The organism is Pontivivens ytuae (assembly GCF_015679265.1).
Lineage (GTDB): Bacteria > Pseudomonadota > Alphaproteobacteria > Rhodobacterales > Rhodobacteraceae > Pontivivens > Pontivivens ytuae.
This window is the reverse complement of the sequence record NZ_CP064942.1, coordinates 2,460,001-2,481,920: the sequence shown is the minus strand read 5'-3', so window position 1 is coordinate 2,481,920 and position 21,920 is coordinate 2,460,001. Positions and strand designations below refer to the sequence as shown.

25 protein-coding genes and 1 riboswitch are annotated in these 21,920 nt (G+C 68.7%); of the genes, 15 read left to right on the top strand and 10 right to left on the bottom strand.

The window, feature by feature from the left end:
- Nucleotides 1–75: 75 nt before the first annotated feature.
- A complete protein-coding gene (locus tag I0K15_RS12120) occupies nucleotides 76–660 on the bottom strand; it encodes a nucleoside/nucleotide kinase family protein (RefSeq protein WP_196101773.1) in 585 nt (194 codons plus the stop codon).
- Nucleotides 650–1,975, bottom strand: coding sequence for a cytochrome P450 (locus I0K15_RS12115; protein ID WP_230374102.1), 1,326 nt, complete (start codon nucleotides 1,973–1,975; stop codon nucleotides 650–652). Before I0K15_RS12115 ends, I0K15_RS12120 begins: the two co-directional genes overlap by 11 nt.
- 110 nt (nucleotides 1,976–2,085) lie before the next feature.
- Here I0K15_RS12115 and I0K15_RS21050 point away from each other — a divergent pair, with 110 nt between their 5' ends.
- Nucleotides 2,086–2,544: a hypothetical protein gene (locus tag I0K15_RS21050; RefSeq protein ID WP_230374101.1), complete on the top strand. Its 459-nt coding sequence runs from the start codon at nucleotides 2,086–2,088 to the stop codon at nucleotides 2,542–2,544.
- Nucleotides 2,545–2,551: 7 nt separating this feature from the next.
- Here I0K15_RS21050 and I0K15_RS12110 read toward each other — a convergent pair whose 3' ends face one another.
- The gene (locus I0K15_RS12110; RefSeq protein WP_196101772.1) at nucleotides 2,552–3,001 is read right to left on the bottom strand and encodes a hypothetical protein; all 450 of its coding nucleotides are present in this window, start codon (nucleotides 2,999–3,001) and stop codon (nucleotides 2,552–2,554) included.
- A gap of 1 nt (nucleotide 3,002) precedes the next feature.
- Entirely contained in the window at nucleotides 3,003–3,878 is an 876-nt protein-coding gene (locus I0K15_RS12105; RefSeq protein ID WP_196101771.1) for a branched-chain amino acid aminotransferase, read from the bottom strand.
- A 156-nt stretch (nucleotides 3,879–4,034) separates the two neighbouring features.
- On the opposite strand from I0K15_RS12105, the gene I0K15_RS12100 reads away from it, so the two are divergent.
- The 10 genes from I0K15_RS12100 to I0K15_RS12055 all read left to right on the top strand — a co-directional run bounded on the left by I0K15_RS12100 (nucleotide 4,035) and on the right by I0K15_RS12055 (nucleotide 12,175).
- Nucleotides 4,035–4,550: a MarR family winged helix-turn-helix transcriptional regulator gene (locus tag I0K15_RS12100; protein ID WP_196101770.1), complete on the top strand. Its 516-nt coding sequence runs from the start codon at nucleotides 4,035–4,037 to the stop codon at nucleotides 4,548–4,550.
- Nucleotides 4,543–5,250, top strand: a complete 708-nt coding sequence (locus I0K15_RS12095) for a response regulator (RefSeq protein ID WP_196101769.1) — start codon at nucleotides 4,543–4,545, stop codon at nucleotides 5,248–5,250. The genes I0K15_RS12100 and I0K15_RS12095 overlap by 8 nt, the downstream gene beginning before the upstream one ends.
- Nucleotides 5,251–5,344: 94 nt before the next feature.
- Nucleotides 5,345–5,593: a VOC family protein gene (locus tag I0K15_RS12090; RefSeq protein ID WP_230374100.1), complete on the top strand. Its 249-nt coding sequence runs from the start codon at nucleotides 5,345–5,347 to the stop codon at nucleotides 5,591–5,593.
- 112 nt (nucleotides 5,594–5,705) lie between these two features.
- Nucleotides 5,706–6,719 carry a 2-dehydropantoate 2-reductase gene (locus I0K15_RS12085; RefSeq protein ID WP_196101768.1) on the top strand — a complete coding sequence of 338 codons (1,014 nt, stop codon included), beginning with the start codon at nucleotides 5,706–5,708 and terminating at the stop codon, nucleotides 6,717–6,719.
- A 3-nt stretch (nucleotides 6,720–6,722) separates the two neighbouring features.
- Nucleotides 6,723–7,133 (top strand): tautomerase family protein, encoded by a 411-nt coding sequence (locus I0K15_RS12080; RefSeq protein ID WP_196101767.1) that lies wholly within the window; start codon nucleotides 6,723–6,725, stop codon nucleotides 7,131–7,133.
- A 505-nt stretch (nucleotides 7,134–7,638) separates the two neighbouring features.
- Complete coding sequence (locus tag I0K15_RS12075; protein ID WP_196101766.1) at nucleotides 7,639–8,571, top strand: histone deacetylase family protein; 933 nt, start codon at nucleotides 7,639–7,641, stop codon at nucleotides 8,569–8,571.
- Nucleotides 8,568–8,804 (top strand): exodeoxyribonuclease VII small subunit, encoded by a 237-nt coding sequence (locus tag I0K15_RS12070; RefSeq protein WP_196101765.1) that lies wholly within the window; start codon nucleotides 8,568–8,570, stop codon nucleotides 8,802–8,804. Before I0K15_RS12075 ends, I0K15_RS12070 begins: the two co-directional genes overlap by 4 nt.
- On the top strand, nucleotides 8,804–9,685 hold the full coding sequence (locus tag I0K15_RS12065) for a polyprenyl synthetase family protein (RefSeq protein WP_196101764.1): 882 nt from the start codon (nucleotides 8,804–8,806) through the stop codon (nucleotides 9,683–9,685). Before I0K15_RS12070 ends, I0K15_RS12065 begins: the two co-directional genes overlap by 1 nt.
- A gap of 10 nt (nucleotides 9,686–9,695) precedes the next feature.
- Complete coding sequence (dxs, locus tag I0K15_RS12060; protein ID WP_196101763.1) at nucleotides 9,696–11,630, top strand: 1-deoxy-D-xylulose-5-phosphate synthase; 1,935 nt, start codon at nucleotides 9,696–9,698, stop codon at nucleotides 11,628–11,630.
- A gap of 104 nt (nucleotides 11,631–11,734) precedes the next feature.
- The gene (locus I0K15_RS12055) at nucleotides 11,735–12,175 is read left to right on the top strand and encodes a hypothetical protein (protein ID WP_196101762.1); all 441 of its coding nucleotides are present in this window, start codon (nucleotides 11,735–11,737) and stop codon (nucleotides 12,173–12,175) included.
- Nucleotides 12,176–12,223: 48 nt separating this feature from the next.
- Here the strand turns inward: I0K15_RS12055 and I0K15_RS12050 are convergent, their stop codons facing one another.
- From I0K15_RS12050 to I0K15_RS12040, 3 genes are all read right to left on the bottom strand, one after another.
- Nucleotides 12,224–12,772 carry a hypothetical protein gene (locus I0K15_RS12050; RefSeq protein ID WP_196101761.1) on the bottom strand — a complete coding sequence of 183 codons (549 nt, stop codon included), beginning with the start codon at nucleotides 12,770–12,772 and terminating at the stop codon, nucleotides 12,224–12,226.
- Nucleotides 12,773–12,889: 117 nt separating this feature from the next.
- The gene (locus tag I0K15_RS12045) at nucleotides 12,890–13,681 is read right to left on the bottom strand and encodes a DUF547 domain-containing protein (RefSeq protein WP_196101760.1); all 792 of its coding nucleotides are present in this window, start codon (nucleotides 13,679–13,681) and stop codon (nucleotides 12,890–12,892) included.
- A 48-nt stretch (nucleotides 13,682–13,729) separates the two neighbouring features.
- Nucleotides 13,730–14,206 carry a tRNA (cytidine(34)-2'-O)-methyltransferase gene (locus I0K15_RS12040; RefSeq protein ID WP_230374099.1) on the bottom strand — a complete coding sequence of 159 codons (477 nt, stop codon included), beginning with the start codon at nucleotides 14,204–14,206 and terminating at the stop codon, nucleotides 13,730–13,732.
- 174 nt (nucleotides 14,207–14,380) lie between these two features.
- Between I0K15_RS12040 and petA the strand changes: the two genes are divergently transcribed.
- The 3 genes from petA to I0K15_RS12025 are packed head-to-tail and all read left to right on the top strand — an operon-like array spanning nucleotide 14,381 to nucleotide 17,125.
- A complete protein-coding gene (gene petA / locus I0K15_RS12035) occupies nucleotides 14,381–14,935 on the top strand; it encodes a ubiquinol-cytochrome c reductase iron-sulfur subunit (RefSeq protein ID WP_196101759.1) in 555 nt (184 codons plus the stop codon).
- A gap of 11 nt (nucleotides 14,936–14,946) precedes the next feature.
- Nucleotides 14,947–16,299 carry a cytochrome b gene (locus I0K15_RS12030; RefSeq protein WP_196101758.1) on the top strand — a complete coding sequence of 451 codons (1,353 nt, stop codon included), beginning with the start codon at nucleotides 14,947–14,949 and terminating at the stop codon, nucleotides 16,297–16,299.
- Nucleotides 16,300–16,321: 22 nt separating this feature from the next.
- Nucleotides 16,322–17,125 carry a cytochrome c1 gene (locus tag I0K15_RS12025; RefSeq protein ID WP_196101757.1) on the top strand — a complete coding sequence of 268 codons (804 nt, stop codon included), beginning with the start codon at nucleotides 16,322–16,324 and terminating at the stop codon, nucleotides 17,123–17,125.
- A gap of 112 nt (nucleotides 17,126–17,237) precedes the next feature.
- On the opposite strand, the gene I0K15_RS12020 is transcribed toward I0K15_RS12025, so the two are convergent.
- From I0K15_RS12020 to thiB, 3 genes are read right to left on the bottom strand one after another with little or no spacing between them, the layout of a single operon-like run.
- Complete coding sequence (locus I0K15_RS12020) at nucleotides 17,238–17,936, bottom strand: thiamine ABC transporter ATP-binding protein (protein WP_196101756.1); 699 nt, start codon at nucleotides 17,934–17,936, stop codon at nucleotides 17,238–17,240.
- Complete coding sequence (locus I0K15_RS12015) at nucleotides 17,933–19,492, bottom strand: thiamine/thiamine pyrophosphate ABC transporter permease ThiP (protein WP_422394015.1); 1,560 nt, start codon at nucleotides 19,490–19,492, stop codon at nucleotides 17,933–17,935. Before I0K15_RS12015 ends, I0K15_RS12020 begins: the two co-directional genes overlap by 4 nt.
- On the bottom strand, nucleotides 19,468–20,442 hold the full coding sequence (thiB, locus tag I0K15_RS12010) for a thiamine ABC transporter substrate binding subunit (RefSeq protein WP_196101755.1): 975 nt from the start codon (nucleotides 20,440–20,442) through the stop codon (nucleotides 19,468–19,470). Before thiB ends, I0K15_RS12015 begins: the two co-directional genes overlap by 25 nt.
- 39 nt (nucleotides 20,443–20,481) lie before the next feature.
- A riboswitch (TPP riboswitch) is annotated at nucleotides 20,482–20,586 on the bottom strand.
- Between the two features lie 102 nt (nucleotides 20,587–20,688).
- Here thiB and I0K15_RS12005 point away from each other — a divergent pair.
- Complete coding sequence (locus I0K15_RS12005; RefSeq protein WP_196101754.1) at nucleotides 20,689–21,906, top strand: glycosyltransferase family 4 protein; 1,218 nt, start codon at nucleotides 20,689–20,691, stop codon at nucleotides 21,904–21,906.
- The last annotated feature ends 14 nt before the right edge of the window (nucleotides 21,907–21,920 follow it).

The following is a 21,920-nucleotide window of genomic DNA, read 5'->3' as shown; positions in this document are numbered from 1 at the left end:
GCTTCACATCGCTAAATATAGCGGTTCGCGCGCCCCCGAACAATAAGACGAGCGTGACGTTTCCGTGGCGAGGTGTTAAGCGGAGCGCACAACCCGATCCGCCCTGTCCGCAAGGGCGGCCACAGCGCGGGCATTGGGCAGGTCGTTCTCCTCGATCTTCACGCGCCGCGCTTCCGGCGTCATGGCGGCCCAGCGCTGCTCCAGCCGCCGGCGCAGTTCGCCCTCATCGACGTTCAGATGCCAGATGGGGGAGAGCTGTTCGCGGACCTCTGGCCATAGGCTCAGCCAGTTGCCCTCCACGACGACGAGGCGGTGTTCGGGCGCGATGCGGATCGCACCCGCGCGGCTCAGCTCCATCGACCGGTCGAAGCGGGGGGCGAAGACCTCCTCGCCTGCGCGCACCCGGGCGAGCATCGCGGCGAGCCCCGCCCGGTCGAAGGTCCACTCCGCCCCCTTGCGCGGCAGGTCGCCCCGCGCACGCAGGATGTCGTCGTCGAGGTGAAAGCCGTCCATCGGCAGCACCACGGCGTCCGGCCCCGCCGCAAGCCGCTTGGACAGCGTCGACTTGCCCGAGGCCGGCGGCCCCACCAGTCCCATGACGAGCCGCCCTTGCGCCGGGATCAGCGTGCGCAGCTCCGTTCGCAGCGCCTCAATGTCCAAGGGGCACCAGCCGCAGCGGAAGGCCGTTCTTGGGTTTCGCGATCGGCACGCGGGCCCAGTCCGCATCGGTCCCCGCCACCGCCTCGACGCGGAAGCGGCGCAGGAACTGGAATGTGAAGGCCCGCACCTGCAACAGCGCGAAATGCATCCCGATGCACTTGTGCGCCCCGCCGCCGAACGGGCACCAGGCGAAGCGGTGGCTGCGGTCCTCCGCCCGCTCCGGACTGAAGCGGTCGGGGTCGAACCGGTCGGGGTGGCTCCAGTACTCCTCGCTGATCATCACGGCGCCGGGCGAGACGCCGACATGCGCGCCCGCCGGGATCTCCATCCCCGCCCAAGTGAAGGCCCGCTCCGCCTGTCGCGGAATGAAGGCGAGCGGCGGCATGAAGCGCAGCGCTTCCTTGAAGACCCGTTCCGTCAATTCCATCCGCGCCGCGTCGTCGTAGTCGAGGGTCGTGCCACCGATCCCCGCAATCTCCTCTCGGATCGCCTCCTGCCACTCCGGCTGGTTGGCGAGCGCCCAGACCATCGTGGTGAGCGCCGAGGTCGTGGTGTCGTGCGCGGCCATCATCAGGAAGTTCAGATGATCGACGATGTCCTGCTCCGACCAGCCATCCTCGGTCGCGGCGACGAGCTGGCTGAAGAAGTCGGGACCGGGCCGCGCCCGCCGCTCCGGGATCATCTCGGCGAAGCGTCCCGTGAGGTAGGCCCGCGCATCCAGCCCGCGCTTGTAAGCGAGCCCCGGCACCGGCGCGCGGATCAGCGCCAGCGACGCCGCCACCTCCGCCTGGAAGGCCCGGTTGAGCCGCTGCGCCTCCTCCCCCTCCAGCGGCAGGCCCATGAAGACCGCCGCGCCGAGCTTCAGCGTCAGATCCTTGATGGCGGGGTAGAACCGCATCTCCCCACCCCAGCCGTCGAGCAGCGTGGCAATGCCGCCGTTCATTCCGTCGAGATAGTCGCGCATGGCACTCGCCCGGAACGCCGCCTGCATCACCCGCCGATGCGCCCGGTGATCGGCCCCGTCGCGCAGCATCAGCCCGCCGGGAAAGAGCTCGTGCAACAGCCGCCAGCCCTCGTAGGAAGAGAACATGCCGTCGGGATCGCCCAGCACGTATTCGACCGCATCCGCCCCGGTTAGGCTGACGGTCCAGTGGCCCAGCAGGTACTGGCGGAAGACCGGGCCGAACCGCTCCGTATGCCGGCGGCCCATCGCGTAGGGATCGCGGATGAACTCCAGCGCCACGCCGACATAGGGCAGCCCCCGGCGGCCCGGGATGTGAGCAAGGGCGGAGAGCGGCGCGGGCGTGGCAACCATGCCCCGAGTGTTCCGCGCCCGGCCGCCGCAATCAACCGCGATCTGGCGGGGCGCGCTGTCACACGTCGCGGCCCGGAACGTGTTAAGGCGGTGCGAAAAGGAGCCGCCAGATGATCCGCACCCTGCTCGCCCTCGCCCTCGCCAGCCCGGCCTCGGCCGCGTGTCTCTCGCCGTTGCAGACCGTCTTCGCCTGCAACATCGCGGGGGAGGACCGCCGGTTGGAGATCTGTGCGGTGCACGACGACTATTTCGCGGAGTACTTCACCTACAGCTTCGGTCGACCCGGCGCCGAACCCGAACTGGCCTTCAGGAGCAGCGAGAACTGGGGCACCACGAAATACGGGGGCTTCGTGGGCGACGTGGCAACGTTCGGCATCGGGCTCGTGCACGACTCGGGCTACGTCTACACCCTGCACGCAACGGGCCGGTACAGCGACGGCGCGGTGATGCGCGGCATCCTTGAAGTGTTCCGCGATCTCGACGCGTTCCATGCGGAGACCCAGCCGCTCACCCACCGCGAATGCGACCGCGCGACGATCGAGGGGGATTTCCGCTTCTTCGCGCCCTGAGGGCGGCTTACCGCGCCCTGCGCATGCCCGGCGGGAGGGAGCCCGGATGCCGCATCCGCACCCAGTCGAGCGGCACCGGCTCCCCGCGCAGCGCCGCTCGCCGCATCGGCTCGCGCCGGTAGGCGAGCGCGTGCACCGCGGTCCAGAGCACCAGGAGCGCCGCCGCCGGCAGGTGCAGCGCCGCGGGCCCCCAGCCCAGAACCACCGTCGCGGCGAGCACGATGCAGAGGCCCAGCCCCGCCGCCCGACCGCTCCGCCGCAGCCTTCGCGGATCGAGCCAGGCGATCAACGCCGCTCGCGCGCAGACGCGCAGCACCACCACGACAAAGGCCCAGCCGAACACGGCATGAAGTCGCCCGCCAACCGGCCCGCTCACCAGCGCCGCCGCGAGCCCCGCGACCAGCAGGACGTGTAGCGCCCGCTCGCCGCGTGACCAGCGGAGGACGCGCAGGCTCACCTCAGGCCTTGCCGCGCACCAGCTTTTCGTAGCCCTCGGCAATGTCGCGGGTGAGCGTGCCGACCTCGAAGTTGTAGTCGCCGATCTGGCCCACGGGCGTGACCTCAGCCGCCGTGCCGGTCAGCCAGCACTGCTCGAAGCCCTCCAGCTCATCTGGCATGATGTGCCGCTCGTGCACCTTGACCTGCCGGTCCTTCAGCATGCCGATCACGGTCTGCCGGGTGATGCCGTTGAGGAAGCAATCCGGGTCCGGCGTGTGCACCTCGCCATCCTTGACGAAGAAGATGTTGGCCCCCGTCGCCTCGGCCACATAGCCGCGATAGTCGAACATCATGGCGTCCGCACAGCCCTTCGCCTCCGCCGTGTGCTTCGACATGGTACAGATCATGTAGAGCCCGGCGGCCTTCGCATGGGACGGGATCGTCTCGGGGCTCGGACGCTTCCACTTGGAGATGTCGAGCTTCGCGCCCTTGAACTTGCTGTCACCGTAGTAGGCGCCCCACTCCCACGCCGCGATGGCGAGGCGGACCGGGTTGCGCTTGGCCGCGACCCCCATGTCCTCCCCCGAGCCGCGCCAGGCGACGGCGCGCACATAGGCGTCGGTGAAGCCGTTGGCGGTCAGCACCTGCTGCTTGGCCGCCTCGATCTCGTCCACCGTCCACGGGATCTCGAAATCGATCATGTTGGCCGAGGCGTGCAGGCGCTCGGAATGCTTGCGGCTCTCAAAGATCACGCCCTCATAGGCCCGCTCCCCCTCGAAGACCGAGGAGGCATAGTGCATCGCGTGGGTCAGGATGTGCACGTTCGCATCCCGCCAGGGGACCATCGTCCCGTCCAGCCAGATCTGCCCGTCCCGATCGTCGTAGGAGCCCGCCATCTTCGTTTCCTTACCCTTGTCATTTTCGATTGTTGCGCGAAACACCCGGGTTAGGGCATGAAGTTTCGCAAAATCGAGAATCGGCTATCATTCCGATCTTGGATAGTCAACAAGACTGACATAAAATGTGAGCCCGAGAACGAGCAGGACAATCCGATGAGCCAGCGCTTCGCGCCTTCCAACACCCGCAGCGAGCAGCTCCTGTTCCTGACGGACGATCAGCTCCGCAACGGGATCGAGCTGATGTTCTTCGCCTATCGCGGCTTCACCGCCGATCCCGACAGGATGCTGGAGGATTACGGCTACGGCCGCGCGCATCACCGCGCGCTCCACTTCATCAACCGCCGGCCCGGGCTGACGGTGAACGAGCTGCTCGACATCCTCGGCGTCACCAAGCAGTCGCTGAACCGCGTCCTGCGGCAGCTCGTCGACGACGGCCTGGTGGAGAGCCGCGTCGGCCGCACCGACCGCCGCCAGCGCAACCTGCACCTGACCGAGCGCGGGCAGTCGCTGGAGCGCAGCCTCTCCGAAGCCCAGCGCGGCCGCATGCGCCAGGCTTACATGCGGGCGGGGCCGGAGGCGGTGGCGGGCTTCCGTACGGTGCTTGAGGAGATGATCGATCCGGAGATGCGCCCCCGCGTGCTCAGCCTGATGGGGGACGGCCGTGAGTGAGCTCGACAGCGACCCGCATATCCTGATCGTCGACGACGACGAGCGGATCCGGACGCTCCTGCGCAAGTTCCTCAGCCGCAACGGCTACTTCGTCTCCATGGCCCGCGACGCGGCCCATGCCCGCCGCCTGCTCGACGGCCTCGAATTCGATCTGCTGGTGGTCGACGTGATGATGCCGGGCGAGGACGGCTTCGCCCTGACACGCTCGCTGCGGGAGACGCTGGCGACCCCGATCATGCTGCTGACCGCCCGGGGTGAGGCCGACGACCGCATCACGGGGCTCGAGGCAGGCGCCGACGACTACCTCGCCAAACCCTTCGAGCCGCGGGAGCTGCTGCTGCGCATCAACGCCATCCTACGGCGTGTGCCGAAGCCGCAGCCAAAGACGGAGCCGCCCAAGACGCTCCACCTCGGCCCCATCCGCTATGACATGGGCCGGGGCGAGATGTGGCGGGACGAGGAACAGGTGCGCCTCACCTCCACCGAACAGGCGCTGATGCGCATCTTCTCCGGCCAGCCGCACGCGCCCGTCACGCGCCAGACCCTGATCGAGGAGCTCGGCCGCGACCACGGCCAGGCGCAGGAGCGGGCGATCGACGTGCAGATCACCCGACTGCGCCGCAAGATCGAGACGGATCCCAAGGCGCCCCGCTACCTGCAGACCGTGCGCGGCGCGGGCTACATGCTGGTACCGGACTGATGGCCGTCCTGCGGATCGTCCCGAATATCGACGGAGACCCCGCAAACGCGCGTGCCTTCTACACGACCTTCTCGGCCTCGACGTCGTAATGGACATGGGCTGGATCGCCACCTTCGCCGCCCCGGCCGACGCTCGCCCCCAGATCAGCGTCGCCACCGAAGGCGGCAGCGGCACCCCGGTCCCCGACCTCTCTATCGAGGTGGACGACCTAGACGCGACCCTCGCCCGGTTCGAAGCCGCCGGCCACACGCCTGAATACGGACCCGTCGAGGAGCCCTGGGGCGTGCGCCGCTTCTATGTCCGCGACCCGTTCGGCCGCCTCCTCAACATCCTCGCCCACTGAGGCCCAGCGGCTTCTTCTTGCTCGAAATATCCCCGCCGGAGGCCTCCGCCCCGCGCAACTCTTGCCTCGGACCGCGCCTTGCGCCCAGATACCGCCGTGGGAGGAGCTGCCGATGACCGATACACCCAAGATCGCCGTGCTGGGCGCGGGCGCCATCGGCTGCTTCGTCGGCGGCACCTGGGCGACCACGGGCCTCGACGTCGTCCTGATCGGCCGCGCCCGCCGGGCGGAGGAGGCGGCGAAGGGTCTGCACCTCACCGACTATGACGATTGGGAGCATACGTCCTTCCCCCCCTTCACCACCGACCCGTCCGTCATGCACGACGCCGACCTGATCGTGCTGACGGTGAAGTCCACCGGGACCGAGGCCGCCGCCGCCCAGATCGGCGGCCATGCGCGGGCCGAGACGCCGGTGCTCTCGCTCCAGAACGGCGTGTCGAACCCGGACGTCCTGCGTCGCCTGCTGCCCGGCCGCACGATCCTCCACGGCACCGTGCCCTTCAACGTGGTCTCCGAAGGGCCGGGGCGCTGGCATAAGGCAACGCTCGGCCACATCTTCGCCGACCGTCACCCGCTGCTCCACGCGATCCACCATGAGGCCGTCGGTACACCGGCGGAGCTGGAGGAGGTCGACGACATGGAGCCGATCGCCTGGGGCAAGCTCCTGCTCAACCTCAACAACGCGGTGAACGCGCTTTCCGGCCTCACCCTGCGGGAGGAGCTGTCCCAGCGCCCCTATCGCCGCGTCCTCGCCGCCGCGATGCGGGAGACGCTGGAGCTTTTGCAGGTCGCGGGCATCCGCCCGGCCAAGGTCGGCGCGATGGCCCCCAACCTCGTTCCCACTTTCCTGTCGCTGCCCGACGTGATCTTCCGCCCGGTGGGCCTGCGCCTGCAGAAGATCGATCCGAAGGCCCGCTCCTCGATGGCCGACGATTTCGCCGAAGGACGGCCGAGCGAGATCGACATGCTCAACGGCGAGGTCGTCCGCCTCGCTCAGCGCCTGGGCCGCGAAGCACCCGTCAACGCCCGCCTCGTCGAGCTGGTCCGCGATGCGGAGGCCGGCGGGCGCCGCGACTGGCCGGCCCGCGACCTCGCCTCCGCCGTGCTCGACCCGCCCAAGGAGTGACGCATGCCCTACCTGCAACTCGACACGCCGTTCTCCCACACGCCCGCGCAGAAGCAGAACCTCGCCCGCCGCTTCGGCGAGATCTTCGCGGCGCAGATGGGTGCGAGCCCGCACCGGATCACAGTGGCCATCCGGGAGCTCGGCGAAGGCAGCGTCTGGCGCTGTACCGATGACGCGCCCTATCCCGCCGCCCTCCTGATGCTCGACATCCGCAAGGGCCGCCCGCCGGAGCAGCGCGCGGAGCTGGCCCGGCTGCTCATCGAGGCGTGCAAGGAGATCCTGGGCTACGAGGACCACCAGGTGAACGCCGAGTTCACCCAGCACACCGGCGACGAGATGTACCACACCCTCTACGGAGGCCTGTCGGAGGACTGGCAGGCCGGCGAGCCTGACCGCCTGACCGAGCGGGGCTGAGGCGTCCGGAGTGCACCGTCATCCTCGGGTCCGACCCGAGGATCTGCTGCAACGCTCTACACGACCCCGGATCAAGTCCGGGGCGGTTGCCATTCCTGCACCGTCCCGGCCGCAGCGCCGGGACCGCTCGCAACCGACGCCTTGGACATCCTGAAAACCGATCGAGAACTGACAATCTCCTAAGGAAGCTTTCCGCCCGGCGGCACCGCCGGGCCGCGCCCGACCTCCCCCAGGAGGGCGCGTTGGTGATGTCATGCATCGAATGAGCGACACCGATGCTTGAAAGCGCGCGCCTCTCAATACAGTCCCGCTTGCGCCCTCCAGGTCGGGCGCGGCCCTCGGCACTCCGTGTCAGCCTTGCTCACACGGCGAGCCACATCACGCCACCGCACCCCATTAACCTTTGCGCCCTCGAAGCGGGTCGGTCATACGCGGGTCATACGCAAATCATACGTCCCGTGCACAGCGGTTTGCGCCCGTTGACCAAGTCGCTAAGGTCTCGCCCATGACGCTCCTCATCACCCACCCGTCCGGCGCCGACCACCGCGTTCCCGAGGGCCACCCCGAGCGGCCCGAGCGGCTGGAGGCGATCGCCCGCGCCCTCTCCGCCCCCGAATTCGACCCGCTCGACCGGGAGGAGGCGCCGGAGGTCAGCGACGAGGCGCTGCTGCGCGTCCACCCCCAGCCCCATATCGACGCACTCACCACGGCTGCTCCGGCCGAAGGGATCGTCCAGCTCGACCCCGACACCTGGATGTCGCCCGGCACGCTGAAGGCCGCGCGCCATGCCGCGGGCGGGGCGATCCGGGCGGTGGATGCGGTTTTGTCCAATGCTGGCAATGCCTTCGTCGCCACCCGCCCGCCGGGCCACCATGCGGAGCGGGCCAAGGTCATGGGTTTCTGCCTCTTCGGCAACGTGGCCGCGGCGGCGAAGCACGCGCTCGACGTCCATGGCCTCGACCGGGTCGCCATCGTCGATTTCGACGTGCACCACGGCAACGGCACGCAGGACCTGTTGTGGGAGGAGGACCGCGTCCGCTTCGTCTCCTCCCACCAGTCGCCGCTCTGGCCCGGCACCGGCGCGCGGTCGGAGCAGGGGACGTTCGGGCAGGTGGCGAACATCCCGCTGCCGCCCGACAGCGACGGGGCCGCGATGCGGGCGGCCTACGAGGCCGAGGTCTTCCCGATGCTCGACGCTTATGCCCCCCAACTCGTGCTGGTTTCGGCCGGTTTCGACGCCCACGCCGCCGATCCGCTCGCCCAGCTCAACTGGGTGGAGGAGGACTTTGTCTGGATCACCGAGCGGCTCTGCGCTATCGCGGAACGGCACGCGGGCGGGCGGCTCGTATCGATGCTGGAGGGGGGCTACGACCTCGACGCCCTCGGCGCCTCCGTCGCCGCTCATGTCGGCGTACTTATGGAAAGGGAGAGGGCATGAGCGACACACCCGTGAGCGAGATGAGCTTCGAGGCCGCAATGGCGGAGCTCGAGAAGGTGGTCGCGCAGCTCGAGGGCGGCGACGTGCCGCTCGACCAGTCCATCGCCCTCTACGAACGCGGCGCGGCGCTGAAAAAGCATTGCGAGCAACAGCTTGCCGCGGCGGAGGAGAAGATCGCCCAGATCACCGCCGAGGGCGGTCAGGTCAGCGCCAAGCCCGCCAGCTACGAGTGATGGACGGTTTTCCGGAGCGGCTCGCGTCCGTCGCGGCGGAGATCGAGGCGCGTCTCGACGCCCTGCTCCCGACTGGAGACGCGGTTGCCGATGCCATGCGCTGGGGCACGCTGGGCGGCGGCAAACGGCTGCGCGGGTTCCTGGTGGTGGAGAGTGCGGCGCTGTTCGACGTGCCGCGCGACAGGGCGCTGAATGCAGCAGCGGCCGTAGAGTGCCTGCACGCCTATTCCCTCGTCCACGACGACCTGCCCTGCATGGACGATGACGACCTGCGCCGGGGCCGACCGACGGTCCACAGGCAGTGGGACGAGGCGACGGCGGTGCTGGCGGGCGATGCGCTCCAGACCGAGGCTTTCGCGATCCTCGCGGCTCCCGCGACGCACCCCTCCGGCGATGTTCGGGCGGCGCTGGTCGCGGCGCTCGCCGCCGCCTCGGGGCAAAAGGGCATGGTCGGCGGGCAGGCGATGGACATCGCGGCGGAGACGGCGGGCCGGGCGCTGACCCTCGAAGAGATCACAGCACTCCAAGCGCTGAAGACCGGCGCGCTGATCCGCTTCTCCGTCGAGGCGGGGGCGATCCTGGGCGAGGCCGATGAGGCCGCCCGCACCGCCTTGCGCGACTATGCCGACGCGCTCGGCCTCGCCTTCCAGATCCGCGACGACCTGCTCGATGTGGAGGGGGACGAGGATCTCGCGGGCAAGGCGCTCCACAAGGATGCCGAGGCCGGCAAGGCCACCTTCGTCTCGCTCTTGGGGGTGGAGGGCGCCAGGTCGCAGGCCGAGGCGCTGGTTTGCCAGGCCGTCTCGCATATGTCACAGTTCAGGGAGGCGGCCCGGCCGCTCGTCGAGGCCGCCCGCTTTACCCTCGCGCGCCAAAGCTGAGGAGACCGCCATGGCCCCGCGCCCCGATACCCCGCTTCTCGACCGGGTCACCTATCCGTCCGACATGCGCCAGTTCAACGACCGCGAGCTCAAACAGCTCGCCGATGAGCTGCGGGCCGAGACGATCAGCCAGGTCAGCCAGACGGGCGGGCATCTGGGCGCCGGCCTCGGCGTGGTGGAGCTCACGGTGGCGCTGCACGCGGTGTTCGACGCGCCGCGCGACAAGATCGTGTGGGACGTGTCCCACCAATGCTATCCGCACAAGATCATCACCGGGCGCCGCGACCGGATGGGCACGATCCGGCAGGGCGGCGGGCTGTCGGGCTTCGCCAAGCGCAAGGAGAGCCCCTACGACCCGTTCGGGGCCGGGCATTCCTCCACCTCGATCTCGGCGGCGCTCGGCTTTGCCGTGGCGCGCGATCTGCAGGGGCGCTGTCCCGAGGGGCTGGGCGATGCGGTGGCCGTAATCGGCGACGGCGCGATCAGTGGCGGCATGGCCTACGAGGCGATGAACAATGCGGGCCATCTGGGCAAGCGGCTCATCGTCATCCTCAACGACAACGAGATGAGCATCGCTCCGCCGACGGGTGCGATGTCGAACTACCTCTCCCGCCTCTACACCGAAGGCCCGTTCGAGGAGCTGAAGGCTGCGGCCAAGACCGCGGCGAGCTTCCTGCCGCCGCCCTTCCGCGAGGGGGCCAAGCGCGCCAAGGAGCTGGTGAAGGGCATGGCCGTGGGCGGCACGCTCTTCGAGGAGTTGGGCTTTTCCTATATCGGCCCGATCGACGGGCACGACATGGACCAGCTCCTCGCCGTGCTGCGCGCGGTGAAGGCTCGTGCGGACGGCCCGGTCCTGATCCACGCGATCACCAAGAAGGGCAAGGGTTACGCGCCCGCCGAGGGGGCACCGGACAAGGGCCACGCCCGCGCGAAGTTCGACGTCGCGACCGGCGAGCAGAAGAAGGCGAAGTCGAACGCGCCCTCCTACACCAAGGTCTTCGCCAGCGCGCTGGTGCAGCAGGCCGAGATGGACGAGCAGATCTGCGCGATCACCGCCGCGATGCCGGATGGCACGGGCCTCGACATCTTCGGCGAGCGCTTTCCGAAGCGGACCTTCGACGTCGGCATCGCGGAGCAGCACGCGGTGACCTTCGCCGCGGGGCTTGCGGCCGGCGGAATGAAACCGTTCTGCGCGATCTACTCGACCTTCCTGCAGCGCGGTTACGATCAGGTAGTACATGACGTGGCGATCCAGCGGCTGCCGGTGCGCTTCGCCATCGATCGGGCGGGGCTGGTGGGGGCCGATGGGCCGACCCATGCAGGCGCCTACGACATCGCCTATCTCGCCAACCTGCCGGGCATGGTGGTGATGGCCGCCGCGGACGAGGCGGAGCTGATGCACATGGTCGCCACCGCCGCGGCCATCGACGACGGCCCGTCGGCCTTCCGCTATCCGCGGGGCGAGGGGCTGGGCGTCGATATGCCGGAGCGGGGCCAGGTGCTGGAGATCGGCAAGGGCCGCGTGCTGAAGGAGGGAACGCGCGTCGCCCTGCTCAGCTTCGGCGCCCGCCTCGGCGAGGCGATGATCGCGCGGGAGGAGCTGGAGGTGAAGGGCATCTCCACCACCCTCGCCGACGCCCGCTTCGCCAAGCCGCTGGACGAGGATCTGATCCTGCGCCTCGCCCGCGAGCACGAGGTGCTGATCACGCTGGAGGAGGGGGCCGTCGGCGGCTTCTCCTCCCAGGTCATGCACCTGCTGGCGCATCAGGGCGTGTTGGAAAGCGGTGTGAAGGTGCGGCCGATGGTGCTGCCTGACATCTTCATCGACCAGGCGAGCCCGCGGGAGATGTACGAGGTCGCGGCGATGAATGCTCCGCAGATCGTGGCGCAGGCGCTCGACGCGCTCGGGGTCGCGAGCCTCGGGGACGTGCGGGACACAGCCTGACACGAAAAAGGCGAATGCCACATTGGCGACACAACCTTAACGCGAGTTTGCGTTAAGGATTCCAGCGTCACGCGACTCAAACAGTGATGCTGGAAGGAAAAACCATGCGCGCCACGCTTCATCACATCGCCATTGCAGGGCTCGTGGCCCTGATCGCCGGGACGGCCGTCGCCCAATCCATCAAGTTCGGGGACGACAGCAACCAATGGGCCAATGACGGAGAATGCGACGACCCCCGCTTCGTGGGAGAGGGCATGGCGGCGAGCCTTGCCGCGGAATCCGTGCTCACGGACGCGTCGGACTGCGCGATGCTGTTCGATGCCGGGATGATCCGCATGGTGCGCACGCGCGCCGAAGCGGACGTGTCCGAATGCCGCTCGATCTCCTTCGGAGATGACAGCTCGGAATGGTCGAACGACAACGAGTGCGACGACCCGCGCTTCACCGGCCCCGGCATCCATTCGATCATGAATGCCGAGGACCTGATGGGCGACGCCACCGACTGCCGGGCGCTGTGCGAATCCGGTGACGTCTGGCTGCGCTAAGGCGCGGTTTCGCGGTGCCGGGCTGATGCGGCCCGGCACCCAATTGCCCTAGCGGATGACGACGGTCTGTGCGGGCGCGTTCACCGCGCCCGGCAGTTGCTCGCCCGGCAGCACGCGGGCACGACCGTTGGAGGCGACCTGGATCCGGCAGGTCTCACCCGCCTGGGCCACACGATCGCCGGGCAGGAACTCCTGCACCAGAACGACCTCCTGCCCGCGCTGGTCGATCACCGAGTACTCGAGCCCGGTGCGCGTGCCGCGCGCGTCGTCGAGCTGCTCGCCAAGCGCACCGCCCGCCACAACACCGGCGAGGATGCCGAGGCCCGTGGCAAGCTCGTTGCCCGAACCGCCGCCCACCTGGTTGCCGAGGGCGGCCCCGATGCCGCCGCCCGCAAGGCCGCCGACCCCGGCGGAGATCCCGGCCTCCTGCTCGTCGCGGATGGTGACCTCGCGCACTTCGAGGACGCGGCACCGCTCGACGGTCGAGCGCAGGCCCACGTCGCGCGAACTGACGACGGACTCGCTGCCCGTGCGGTTGGGGGAGCACGCCGCGAGCGTCAGCGCCGCGGTCGCCCCAATGAGGATGGTCTTCAACATGATCTTCGCCTTTCACTCCTGCGGCCGGGCGGGGGCGTCCGGCCGGACCGCACCATCATGCCATGAAACGGCGGGACGCAAGCGGGCCTGTGCAAGATGTGATCGGGCGGGATGGGTTCAGACGGCGTTAACGGCCCAGTCGTAGCGGTCGTCACGGATGCGGGTGGCGGCCCCGACCGCCGGATCCTCGGCATAGCGGCCCAGATGCGCGATCACGCCGGCATCGGTGCCGCCGAAGTCCGCCTTGAACCAGTCATATATCGAGGAGACGACGAGCCCGCCCGACGTGACCTCCACCCCGCGCGGATGGTTGACGTAGGCCCGCGCCGCGGTGTCGAGCTCGGCGGAGAGATTTGCGGCACGCCATGGCGTCGCCTTGAGGTTCGGGCAGCCGATCGAGGCGCAGTTGACCGCGTAGTGCACCCGCGCATCGCCGAAGACCGGCCGCATGATCCCATGCTCGATATCGTCGAGGGAGAGCGTCTGGCCCATCACCGCGAACCGCTTCTCCCGCCAGGGACCGGGGGAGAACAGCCCGCCGCCGATGTCGCGGATCGAGCGGACGGGCCAGGCCTCGGCCACCACGGCGATGGTGACGGCGTTGTAGACATTGGCCCAGTAGGCGAAGGCGGCGTCGCGGTTGAGGGTCGTCACGTCGACCTGCTGCATCGCGCCGATGAACTGGCGCAGCTCGGGCAACGGCACAGCCGAATAGCGAACGCGCGCCACGCCGTCGGCGCCCATGACGAGGTGCTGCGCGAGGATCCCCTCCCACACGCCCATTGCGGGATCGCCCGTACTGCCGAAGCGCTGCCACGGACCGTCGATCAGGCGGGCCGTCACCGCACGGGCCGCGGCGGGGACAAGGGTGGCGGCGCCCAGCGCCAGGGCGAAATCGCGTCGGTTCATCGGGATCTCCTGCTCTGAAGCCTGATCTAGAGCACGCACGCGCCGCGGTCAGCCCGATGCGACACCGACGTGATCGGTCGTGAGCTGCCGCCGCGCTTCAAAGAGCGCGATACCCGCGCTGACCGCCACGTTGAGCGACCGCGCGCCCTCGGCCATCGGGATCGCCACGCGCAGGTCGGCCGCGGCGTGGACCTCCTCGGGCACGCCCGCGCTCTCTCGCCCGGTCATCAGGATGTCGCCGGGGCGGAAGGCCGCACGCTCCAGCGGCTCCGCCCCCTTCGTGGTCAGGAGAACCAGCCGTCCGGTGCAGGATGCGGCGAATTGTTGCCAATCATCATGTCGCACCACCTCCGCCCGCTGGCCGTAGTCCATGGCAGCCCGGCGCAAGGCCTTGGCAGACAACGGAAACCCGCAAGGCTCGATCACGTCGAGCGGAACGCCGAAGCAGGCGGAAATCCGCACCAAAGCTCCCAGATTGGCCGCCATATCGGGCTGGAAGCTGGCAAGCCGCAAAGGAAGAACCATATCGCTCGATCAGGGATGAACACGTGAATTCGTGCGTCGCACTGTCCGCTGGACCGGCGTCGCACCAAGGTGTAGGTGGGAGCCACCTCGCGGGCCCTTATACTCCGCGACGAAGATGACGTGTCCGCCTTGACGCTTCAAGGGGGCGAGAGACCGAAAAGGGAGATGCACTTCGTGTCCCAGTCCGCAGAAGAACCAAACCGCCGCGACTTTCTCTACGTGGCGACAGCCGGCGCCGGGGTCGTGACCGTCGGGGCCGCCGTCTGGCCGCTCATCAATCAGATGAACCCGTCCGCAGATGTGGCGGCGCTGTCCTCGATCCCCGTGGACGTGTCCGCGCTGCAGCCGGGCTCGCAGCTCACTGTCCTGTTCCTCGGCAAGCCGGTCTTCATCCGCCGCCGTACGCAGGAAGAGATCGAGGCCGCCCGCGCCGTCGACGTGGCCGACCTGCCGGATCGCGACGCGCGCAACCCCAACATCGACGACAGTGCGGCCACCGACGAGAACCGTTCGCTGGACGAGACCGGCGAGTGGCTCGTGATGAACGGCGTCTGCACGCATCTGGGCTGTGTCCCGCTGGGCAATGCCGGCGATTTCGACGGCTGGTTCTGCCCGTGCCACGGCTCTCACTACGACACCGCCGGCCGCATCCGCCGCGGCCCGGCACCTGAAAACATGCACATACCGGTTGCGGAGTTCGTCTCCGACACCGTCATTCAACTCGGATAAGGGAGCGACCGATGGCTGGTATTCCCCACGACCATTACGAGCCGAAGAGCGGCGGTGAGAAGTGGCTTCACAGCCGCCTGCCGATCCTCGGCCTCGCCTACGACACCCTGATGATCCCCACGCCCAAGAACCTGAACTGGATGTGGATCTGGGGCATCGTGCTGACCTTCACCCTGGTGATGCAGATCGTCACCGGCATCGTGCTGGTGATGCACTACATCCCGCACGAGGACATGGCCTTCGCCTCCGTCGAGCACATCATGCGCAACGTGAACGGGGGCTGGGCGATCCGCTACATCCACGCAAACGGCGCCTCGCTGTTCTTCGTGGCGGTGTATCTGCACATCTTCCGCAGCCTCTACTACGGCTCCTACAAGGCGCCGCGCGAGGTCACGTGGATCATCGGCTGCATCATGCTGATCATCATGATGGCGACCGTGTTCATGGGCTACGTGCTGCCCTGGGGCCAGATGTCCTTCTGGGGTGCGACGGTGATCACCGGCCTCTTCGGTGCAATCCCGTTCATCGGTGAGCCGATCCAGACCTGGCTGCTCGGCGGTCCGGCGGTGGACAACGCGACGCTGACGCGCTTCTTCTCGCTGCACTACCTGATGCCATTCCTGCTGCTCGGCCTGACCGCCGTGCACATCTGGGCCTTCCACACCACGGGCAACAACAACCCCGATGGGGTCGAGGTGCGCCGCGGCTCGAAGGAAGAGGCGCAGAAGGACACCCTGCCCTTCTGGCCGTACTTCGTAATCAAGGACCTCTACGCGCTCGCACTGATCATGGTGGTGTTTGTGGCCATCGTCGGCTTCATGCCGAACTACCTCGGCCACCCGGACAACTACATCCCGGCCGATCCGCTGGCGACGCCATCCCACATTGTGCCCGAATGGTACCTGCTGCCGTTCTACGCGATGCTGCGCGCAATCACCTTCTCGATCGGGATCCCGTTCACGGACATCACGATCCTCGAGTCGGACTTCCTGGGCGTGCTGGTGATGTTCGCATCGCTGTTCATCCTGGCGCTGGCGCCGTGGCTGGACACGTCCAAAGTGCGCTCGGGCAAGTACCGCCCGATGTTCAAGTACTGGTTCGCCCTGCTCGTAGTGGACTTCATCGTCCTGATGTGGGCTGGCGCGATGCCGGCGGAGGGTCTGATCCCGGTGATCTCGCTGATCGGCACGATCTACTGGTTCGCCTACTTCCTGGTGATCCTGCCGCTGCTCGGTCTCTTCGAAGAGCCGCTGCCGCAGCCGGTGACGATCGAGGAAGCCTGGGACAAGGCCCATCCGGCCACCGCCCATGACGCGCGCGGCACCACCGACGTGGCCCCGGCGCTCAACCAGCCGGCGGAATAAGGCCCGAGAGGAAAGAAGACCGATGAAAAAGATCATCCTCACGGCCCTTGCGGCCTTCACCCTGACCTTCGGCAGCGCCCATGCTGCCGGGGGCGACGGCGAAACCGTCGACTACGACTTCCCGTTCGAGGGACCGTTCGGCAGCTACGACACGGCACAACTCCAGCGCGGGCTCGCCGTCTACCACAACGTCTGCGCGGCCTGTCACGGGATGGAGTACGTCTATTTCCGGAACCTGACGGAGCCTTCGGGCCCCAACATGCCGCCGGAGATGGTGACGGAGCTCGCCTCCAACTACTTCGTGCCCGATGACAGCCTCGACGCCCAGCCGGGTGACGAGCGTGAGGCGGGCCTTACGGACCGCTTCCCGGGTTCGCAGATGGAGACGGCGCCCGACATGTCGCTGCTCGCCAAGGCGCGCGCGGGCTTCCACGGCCCCTACGGCACCGGCATCAGCCAACTCATCAACGGCATGGGCGGGCCGGAGTACATCGCCTCCGTCCTGACCGGCTACACCGGTGAGGAGCGCGAGGAAGCGGGCGTGATCTACTACGAGAACACCGCCTTCCCGGGCGGCTGGATCGCGATGGCCCCGCCGCTCTGGGGCGAGGACATCGAGCACGCCGACGGCGCGCCCAACGATCTGGAGAGCCTGTCGGTCGACGTCGCGGCCTTCCTGATGTGGGCGGCCGAGCCGAAGCTGAACCAGCGCAAGGCTTTCGGCCTGACTGCGGTGTTGTTCCTCGGCCTGCTGACGGTGCTGTTGTACCTCACCAACAAGAAGCTGTGGCACGACGTGAAGCACCGGCGCAGCGACGACGCCTGATCGGCTGAATTCTGACTGGAAGGGCCGGAGAGTGATCTCCGGCCCTTTTCATTAAGCTGAACTTCTCAAGTTTCCCGCCCGGCTGACAGGCCGGGCCCTCAGCTCTCAGCGATCAGTCGTCCCCGAGATACGCCTGCAACGCGGGCGTTGGCGCGGCGAAAAGCTCCCCCGTCTCCCGCGGCGCCTCCGCGACGCCATCGGCGACCAACAGCGTTTCAGTCGCCACCCGCTTCGCGTCTTCCGGGTCGTGGGTTACAATGAGGGCCGTCAGCCTCCGCTCCGCCACGATCTCCGCCAGCAGGTCCAGCATGTCGCGCTTCAGCCCCGGGCCGAGTGCCGCGAACGGCTCATCGAGCAGCAGCACCGGGCGATCCCTCAGAAGCGCCCGTGCTAGTGCCAAGCGCTGTCGCTGGCCGCCGGACAGGGCGGAGACGGCTCGCGCGCCGAGGCTCTCGAGGCCCGTCCGCTCCAGTACCGCCTCGACCTTCGCGCGCTCGTCGGCGCTCAGTCGTAGGCTCGGGCGCAGCCCGAGGCCCACGTTTCCGGCGACATCGAGATGGGCGAAGAGGTTGTGCTCCTGGAACAGGATCGAGACCGGGCGGCGGTCGGGCGCGCGCCGGGTGATGTCCTCACCGCTCACGAGGATCCGCCCTTCCGCCGGCCGTACGAAGCCGGCAAGCGCCATTAGCAGGGTCGACTTGCCGCCGCCCGATGGCCCGATAACGGCAGTGATGCCGGGCCCCGCAACCTCGAGATCGGCGCGCAGCACGAAATCGCCTTGCCGGATCACCACGCGATCGAACCGGATCATGCCCGCCGCCCCCACAGGTCGAATGCCGCGAAGAGCGCGAGGCTCAGTGCCAGAAGGAGCAGGGCCGCACCTGCCGCCGCCTCCATCCGGTAGGCGCCCATGAGCTGGTAGACCACGAGCGGCAGCGTCGACGTGCTGGTCGAGCCGAAGAGCGCGATGACGCCGAGGTCGCCCATCGACAGTGCTGCCGCCAGCCCGGCGGAAAAACCGAGCGGTCCCCGCAGGCGCGGCAGTAGCGCCACCCGCCACCGGGTCCAGCCGCGCAGGCCGAGCGCGTCGGCCAGCCGTCCATCCGTGCGACGGGCAAGGGCCAGAGCCGGAACCAGCGCGCGGAGCGCGAAGGGCAGGCTCATGAGCGCGTTCACCAGCACCACCATCGGCAGCGCGATCGCGAAGGGATCGACGCGGCCGCGCAGCAACAGGAACAGCCCGGCGGCAAGCACGAAGGGGGAGACTGCGAGGGTGATGAGCATGGCGCCCTCCGCCGCGCGGGCCAGCCGGGGCAGCCGCTCCGCCAACCGCACCAGCCCCGCCGCGATGCCGAGCGCCCAGAGCACGCAGATCGCTGCGGAGGACAGAGCCACGGCCAGCGACCGCCCGACGGCGCGCAGCACGCTGCCATCGAGCTCCGCTAGCCCTGGCAGGCCGCGCAGCACGATCGCCAGCAGCGGCAGGCCCAGCAGCGCCACCGCGCCGAGCAGAAGGGCGCTGTCGGCGCCGCGCCGCCAGCCATGCCGCTCCACCCCTCCGGCCTCGGGCAGCAGGCCGCCCTGCGCTGTGACGGGGCGCCCGGCGAGCATCAGTAGCCCGGCGAGGCAGAGGCACAGACCGGTCTGCACGAGGGCCAGCAGCCCGGCGCGGCCGAGGTCGAACTCGAACCGGATCGCCTGGTAGATCGCAACCTCTACGGTGGTGCTCCCCGGCCCGCCGCCGAGCGTCAGCGCGATCGCGAACGACGTCGTGCAGAGGAGGAAGACGAGAAGGGCCGCGCCCGGCACGACCTCGCGCAGCATCGGCCACTCCACATGGCGGAACTGGTCTGCGGGCCGGAAACCGAGGCCGGCGGCAAGACGCAACTGCTCCGCCGGGATCGCCGCCCAGCCTTGCAGCAGCAGCCGCGTAACGAGCGGGAGGTTGAAGAAGACATGGGCGAGCAGGATCCCACCGAGCCCGTAGATGTCGAGCGGACCGCGTCCGACCAGCGCCAGCCCGTCGGAGATCACGCCCCCGCGCCCCCAGATCGCCAGCAGGCCGAGCACCGCGACCAGTGCAGGCAGCAGGAACGGCGCCCCCAGCAGCGTCAGTAGCGCCCCGCGCCCCGGGAACCGGCGCAGCGCGAGCGCGCGGGCCAGCGGAACCGCCAGCGCCACGGAGAGCAGCGCCGACAGCACCGCCTGCATCAGAGTGAAGCGCAGGATCGCGGTGTCGGCCCCGGCCCAGGTGCCCGGCGTCGCGGCCTGCATCAGCGCCGCGATGGGTGCTGCGCAGACCGCGAGGACGAGCAGTCCCAGAACCAGGCCGACGGCGCCGATCACCGGCTCAGCGCCTCCCGCCAGAGGGCGAGCGCCGCATCGCGCCGGGCCGCGGCCTCCTCGGCGGGCAGCAGCAGCGCGGTTTCGGGCACGTGCAACGTCTCGTAGCCCTCGGGCAGCGGGGTCGGGAAGGCGGGATACATCCACTGCGTCGTCGGCAGCGCGGACTGGAACGGCGGCGTCGCGATGAAACGCAGGAACGCCTCGGCCAGCTCAGGCTGATCGGTGGAGGCAAGCTGCCCCGCAACCTCGACCTGCATGTAGTGACCGGCCTCGAAGGGGGCCGCGGCCTTGGTGCCATCCTCCTCGGCGATCAGGTGGTAGGCGGGCGAGGTGGTATAGGAGAGGACCATGTCCGCCTCCCCCTCGAGGAACAGGCCATAAGCCTCCGACCAGCCGGGGGTGACGGTGACGATGTTGTCGGCGAGCTCCCCCCAGATCGCGCCGGCCTCCTCGCCATAGAGCGCATCGACCCACATCAGCAGGCCGAGGCCGGGGGTGGAGCTGCGCGGGTCCTGGATCACGATGCTCACATCGCTCTCGGCCAGCGACTCGAAGGAAGTCGGCGGCTCGGCCAGAACCGTGGTGTCGTAGATGAAGGCGAAGTAGGACCAGTCGAAGGGGACGAAGGTCGGATCCTCCCACACCACCGGCAGATCGGGCGCGGGCATGTCGGTGGGCGCGGGCGCGAACAGCCCGGTCTCCGCCGCCGCATGGGTCAGGTTGGTGTCGAGCCCCAGCACCACGTCCGCATCGGTCCCCGCCCCTTCGAGCTGCAGCCGCGCGACCATCGCGGCGCCATCGCCGGTACCGACGAAGGTGAGCTCACAGCCGCACTCCGCCTCGAACGCGGCCTCGATGACCGGGCCCGGCCCCCACTCGGATGTGAAGCTGTCATAGGTATAGACGATGAGCTCCTGCGCGGCGGCAGGCAGGGTGGCGAGCGTAGCAAGGGCAGTCAGCGCGTGACGCATGGTCGGGTCTCCTCCAGCCATGGGATCGAAGGGGAGCAGCGTACGCGTCTCGGCCTTCCCTCCGCCGGCATGATCCGGTTCAGGTTCAACGGGTCCGCGCGGGATGCGCATCTCAGGCCGGTCAGGCCCCCCCGAGGCGAGACCGACCTTACGCGCCTGTGCGAGGGATTGCAAAGAGCGGCGAATTGACAGGCTTTGCAGGCATTTCTAGGGTCGCGCGAACGCGGCAGACAGGGGGAGCGCCCGATGAATTACCTGTTCCTCCACCAGAACGCGCCGGCGCAGTTCCGGCACATCGCCGCACGCCTCGCCAAGGACCAGACGAACCGGGTGGTCTACGTGACGCAGCCCGGCAAGCAGCGGCTGGCGGGGGTCGATCATGTCGAGTATCGGCCGCATCGCACGGCGCACGAAAGCACGCACCACTACCTGCGCCCGGCCGAGACGGCCGTCATCAACGGGCAGGGCGTGGCGAAGGCGCTGATCGCGCTGCGGGACCGGGGCTTCGAGCCTGATGTCGTGATCGGGCATCCGGGCTGGGGCGAGACGCTCTTCGTCAAGGACATCTACCCCGACGTGCCGCTCGTGAGCTATTGCGAGTTCTACTACAACGCGCGCGGGGCTAATATCGGCTTCGACCCCGAGTATCCCGAGCATGCGGAGATCGCCTTCCGCACCCGGATGCGCAACGCCCATCACTTGGTCGCGGCGGAGGCGGCGGATGCACTCTATGCCCCGACGGCCTGGCAGCGGCAGCAGTTTCCGGAGACGCTGCGCGACCGGATCGAGGTGATCCACGACGGCATCGATTGCTCGGTGGTGAAACCAGATGCGAAGGCGACGTTTGATGTGGCCGGTGGCGTGCTGCGCGCGGGCGATCCCGTGGTGACCTATGTGGCGCGCAATCTGGAACCCTATCGCGGCTTCCACACCTTCATGCGCGCCCTGCCCCGGATCCTGTCCGAGCGTCCGGACGTTCAGGTCGTCGTGGTCGGCGGCGATGAGGTGAGCTACGGCCGCGCGGCGCCGCCGGGGCGGACCTATCGTGACCTGCTGACCCGAGAGGTGGACCTGCCGGAAGGGCGCGTCCACTTCCTCGGTAAGATCCCCTACGCGCAATATGTCCGGCTGCTCCAGATCTCGGCGGTGCACATCTACCTGACCTATCCGTTCGTGCTGTCCTGGTCGTGTCTCGAGGCGATGGCCGCGGGCTGTCGCATCGTCGGCTCCCGCACGGCTCCGGTGGAGGAGGTAATCACGGATGGCGAAACCGGCGTCCTGGTAGACTTCTTCTCCGCGGACGAAGTGGCGGAACGGGCACTGGAGGTGCTCGGACGTGAAGTTCCCGCGGTCGAGGACACGTTAGGCGCCGCAGCCCGGCAGACGGTGATGGAGCGCTTCGAGTTGCAGGACTGCCTCGACCGCCTTGACGCGCTCATCGCCGGGGTCGCTCGGCGAGGATAATGCTCGCGTTGGGG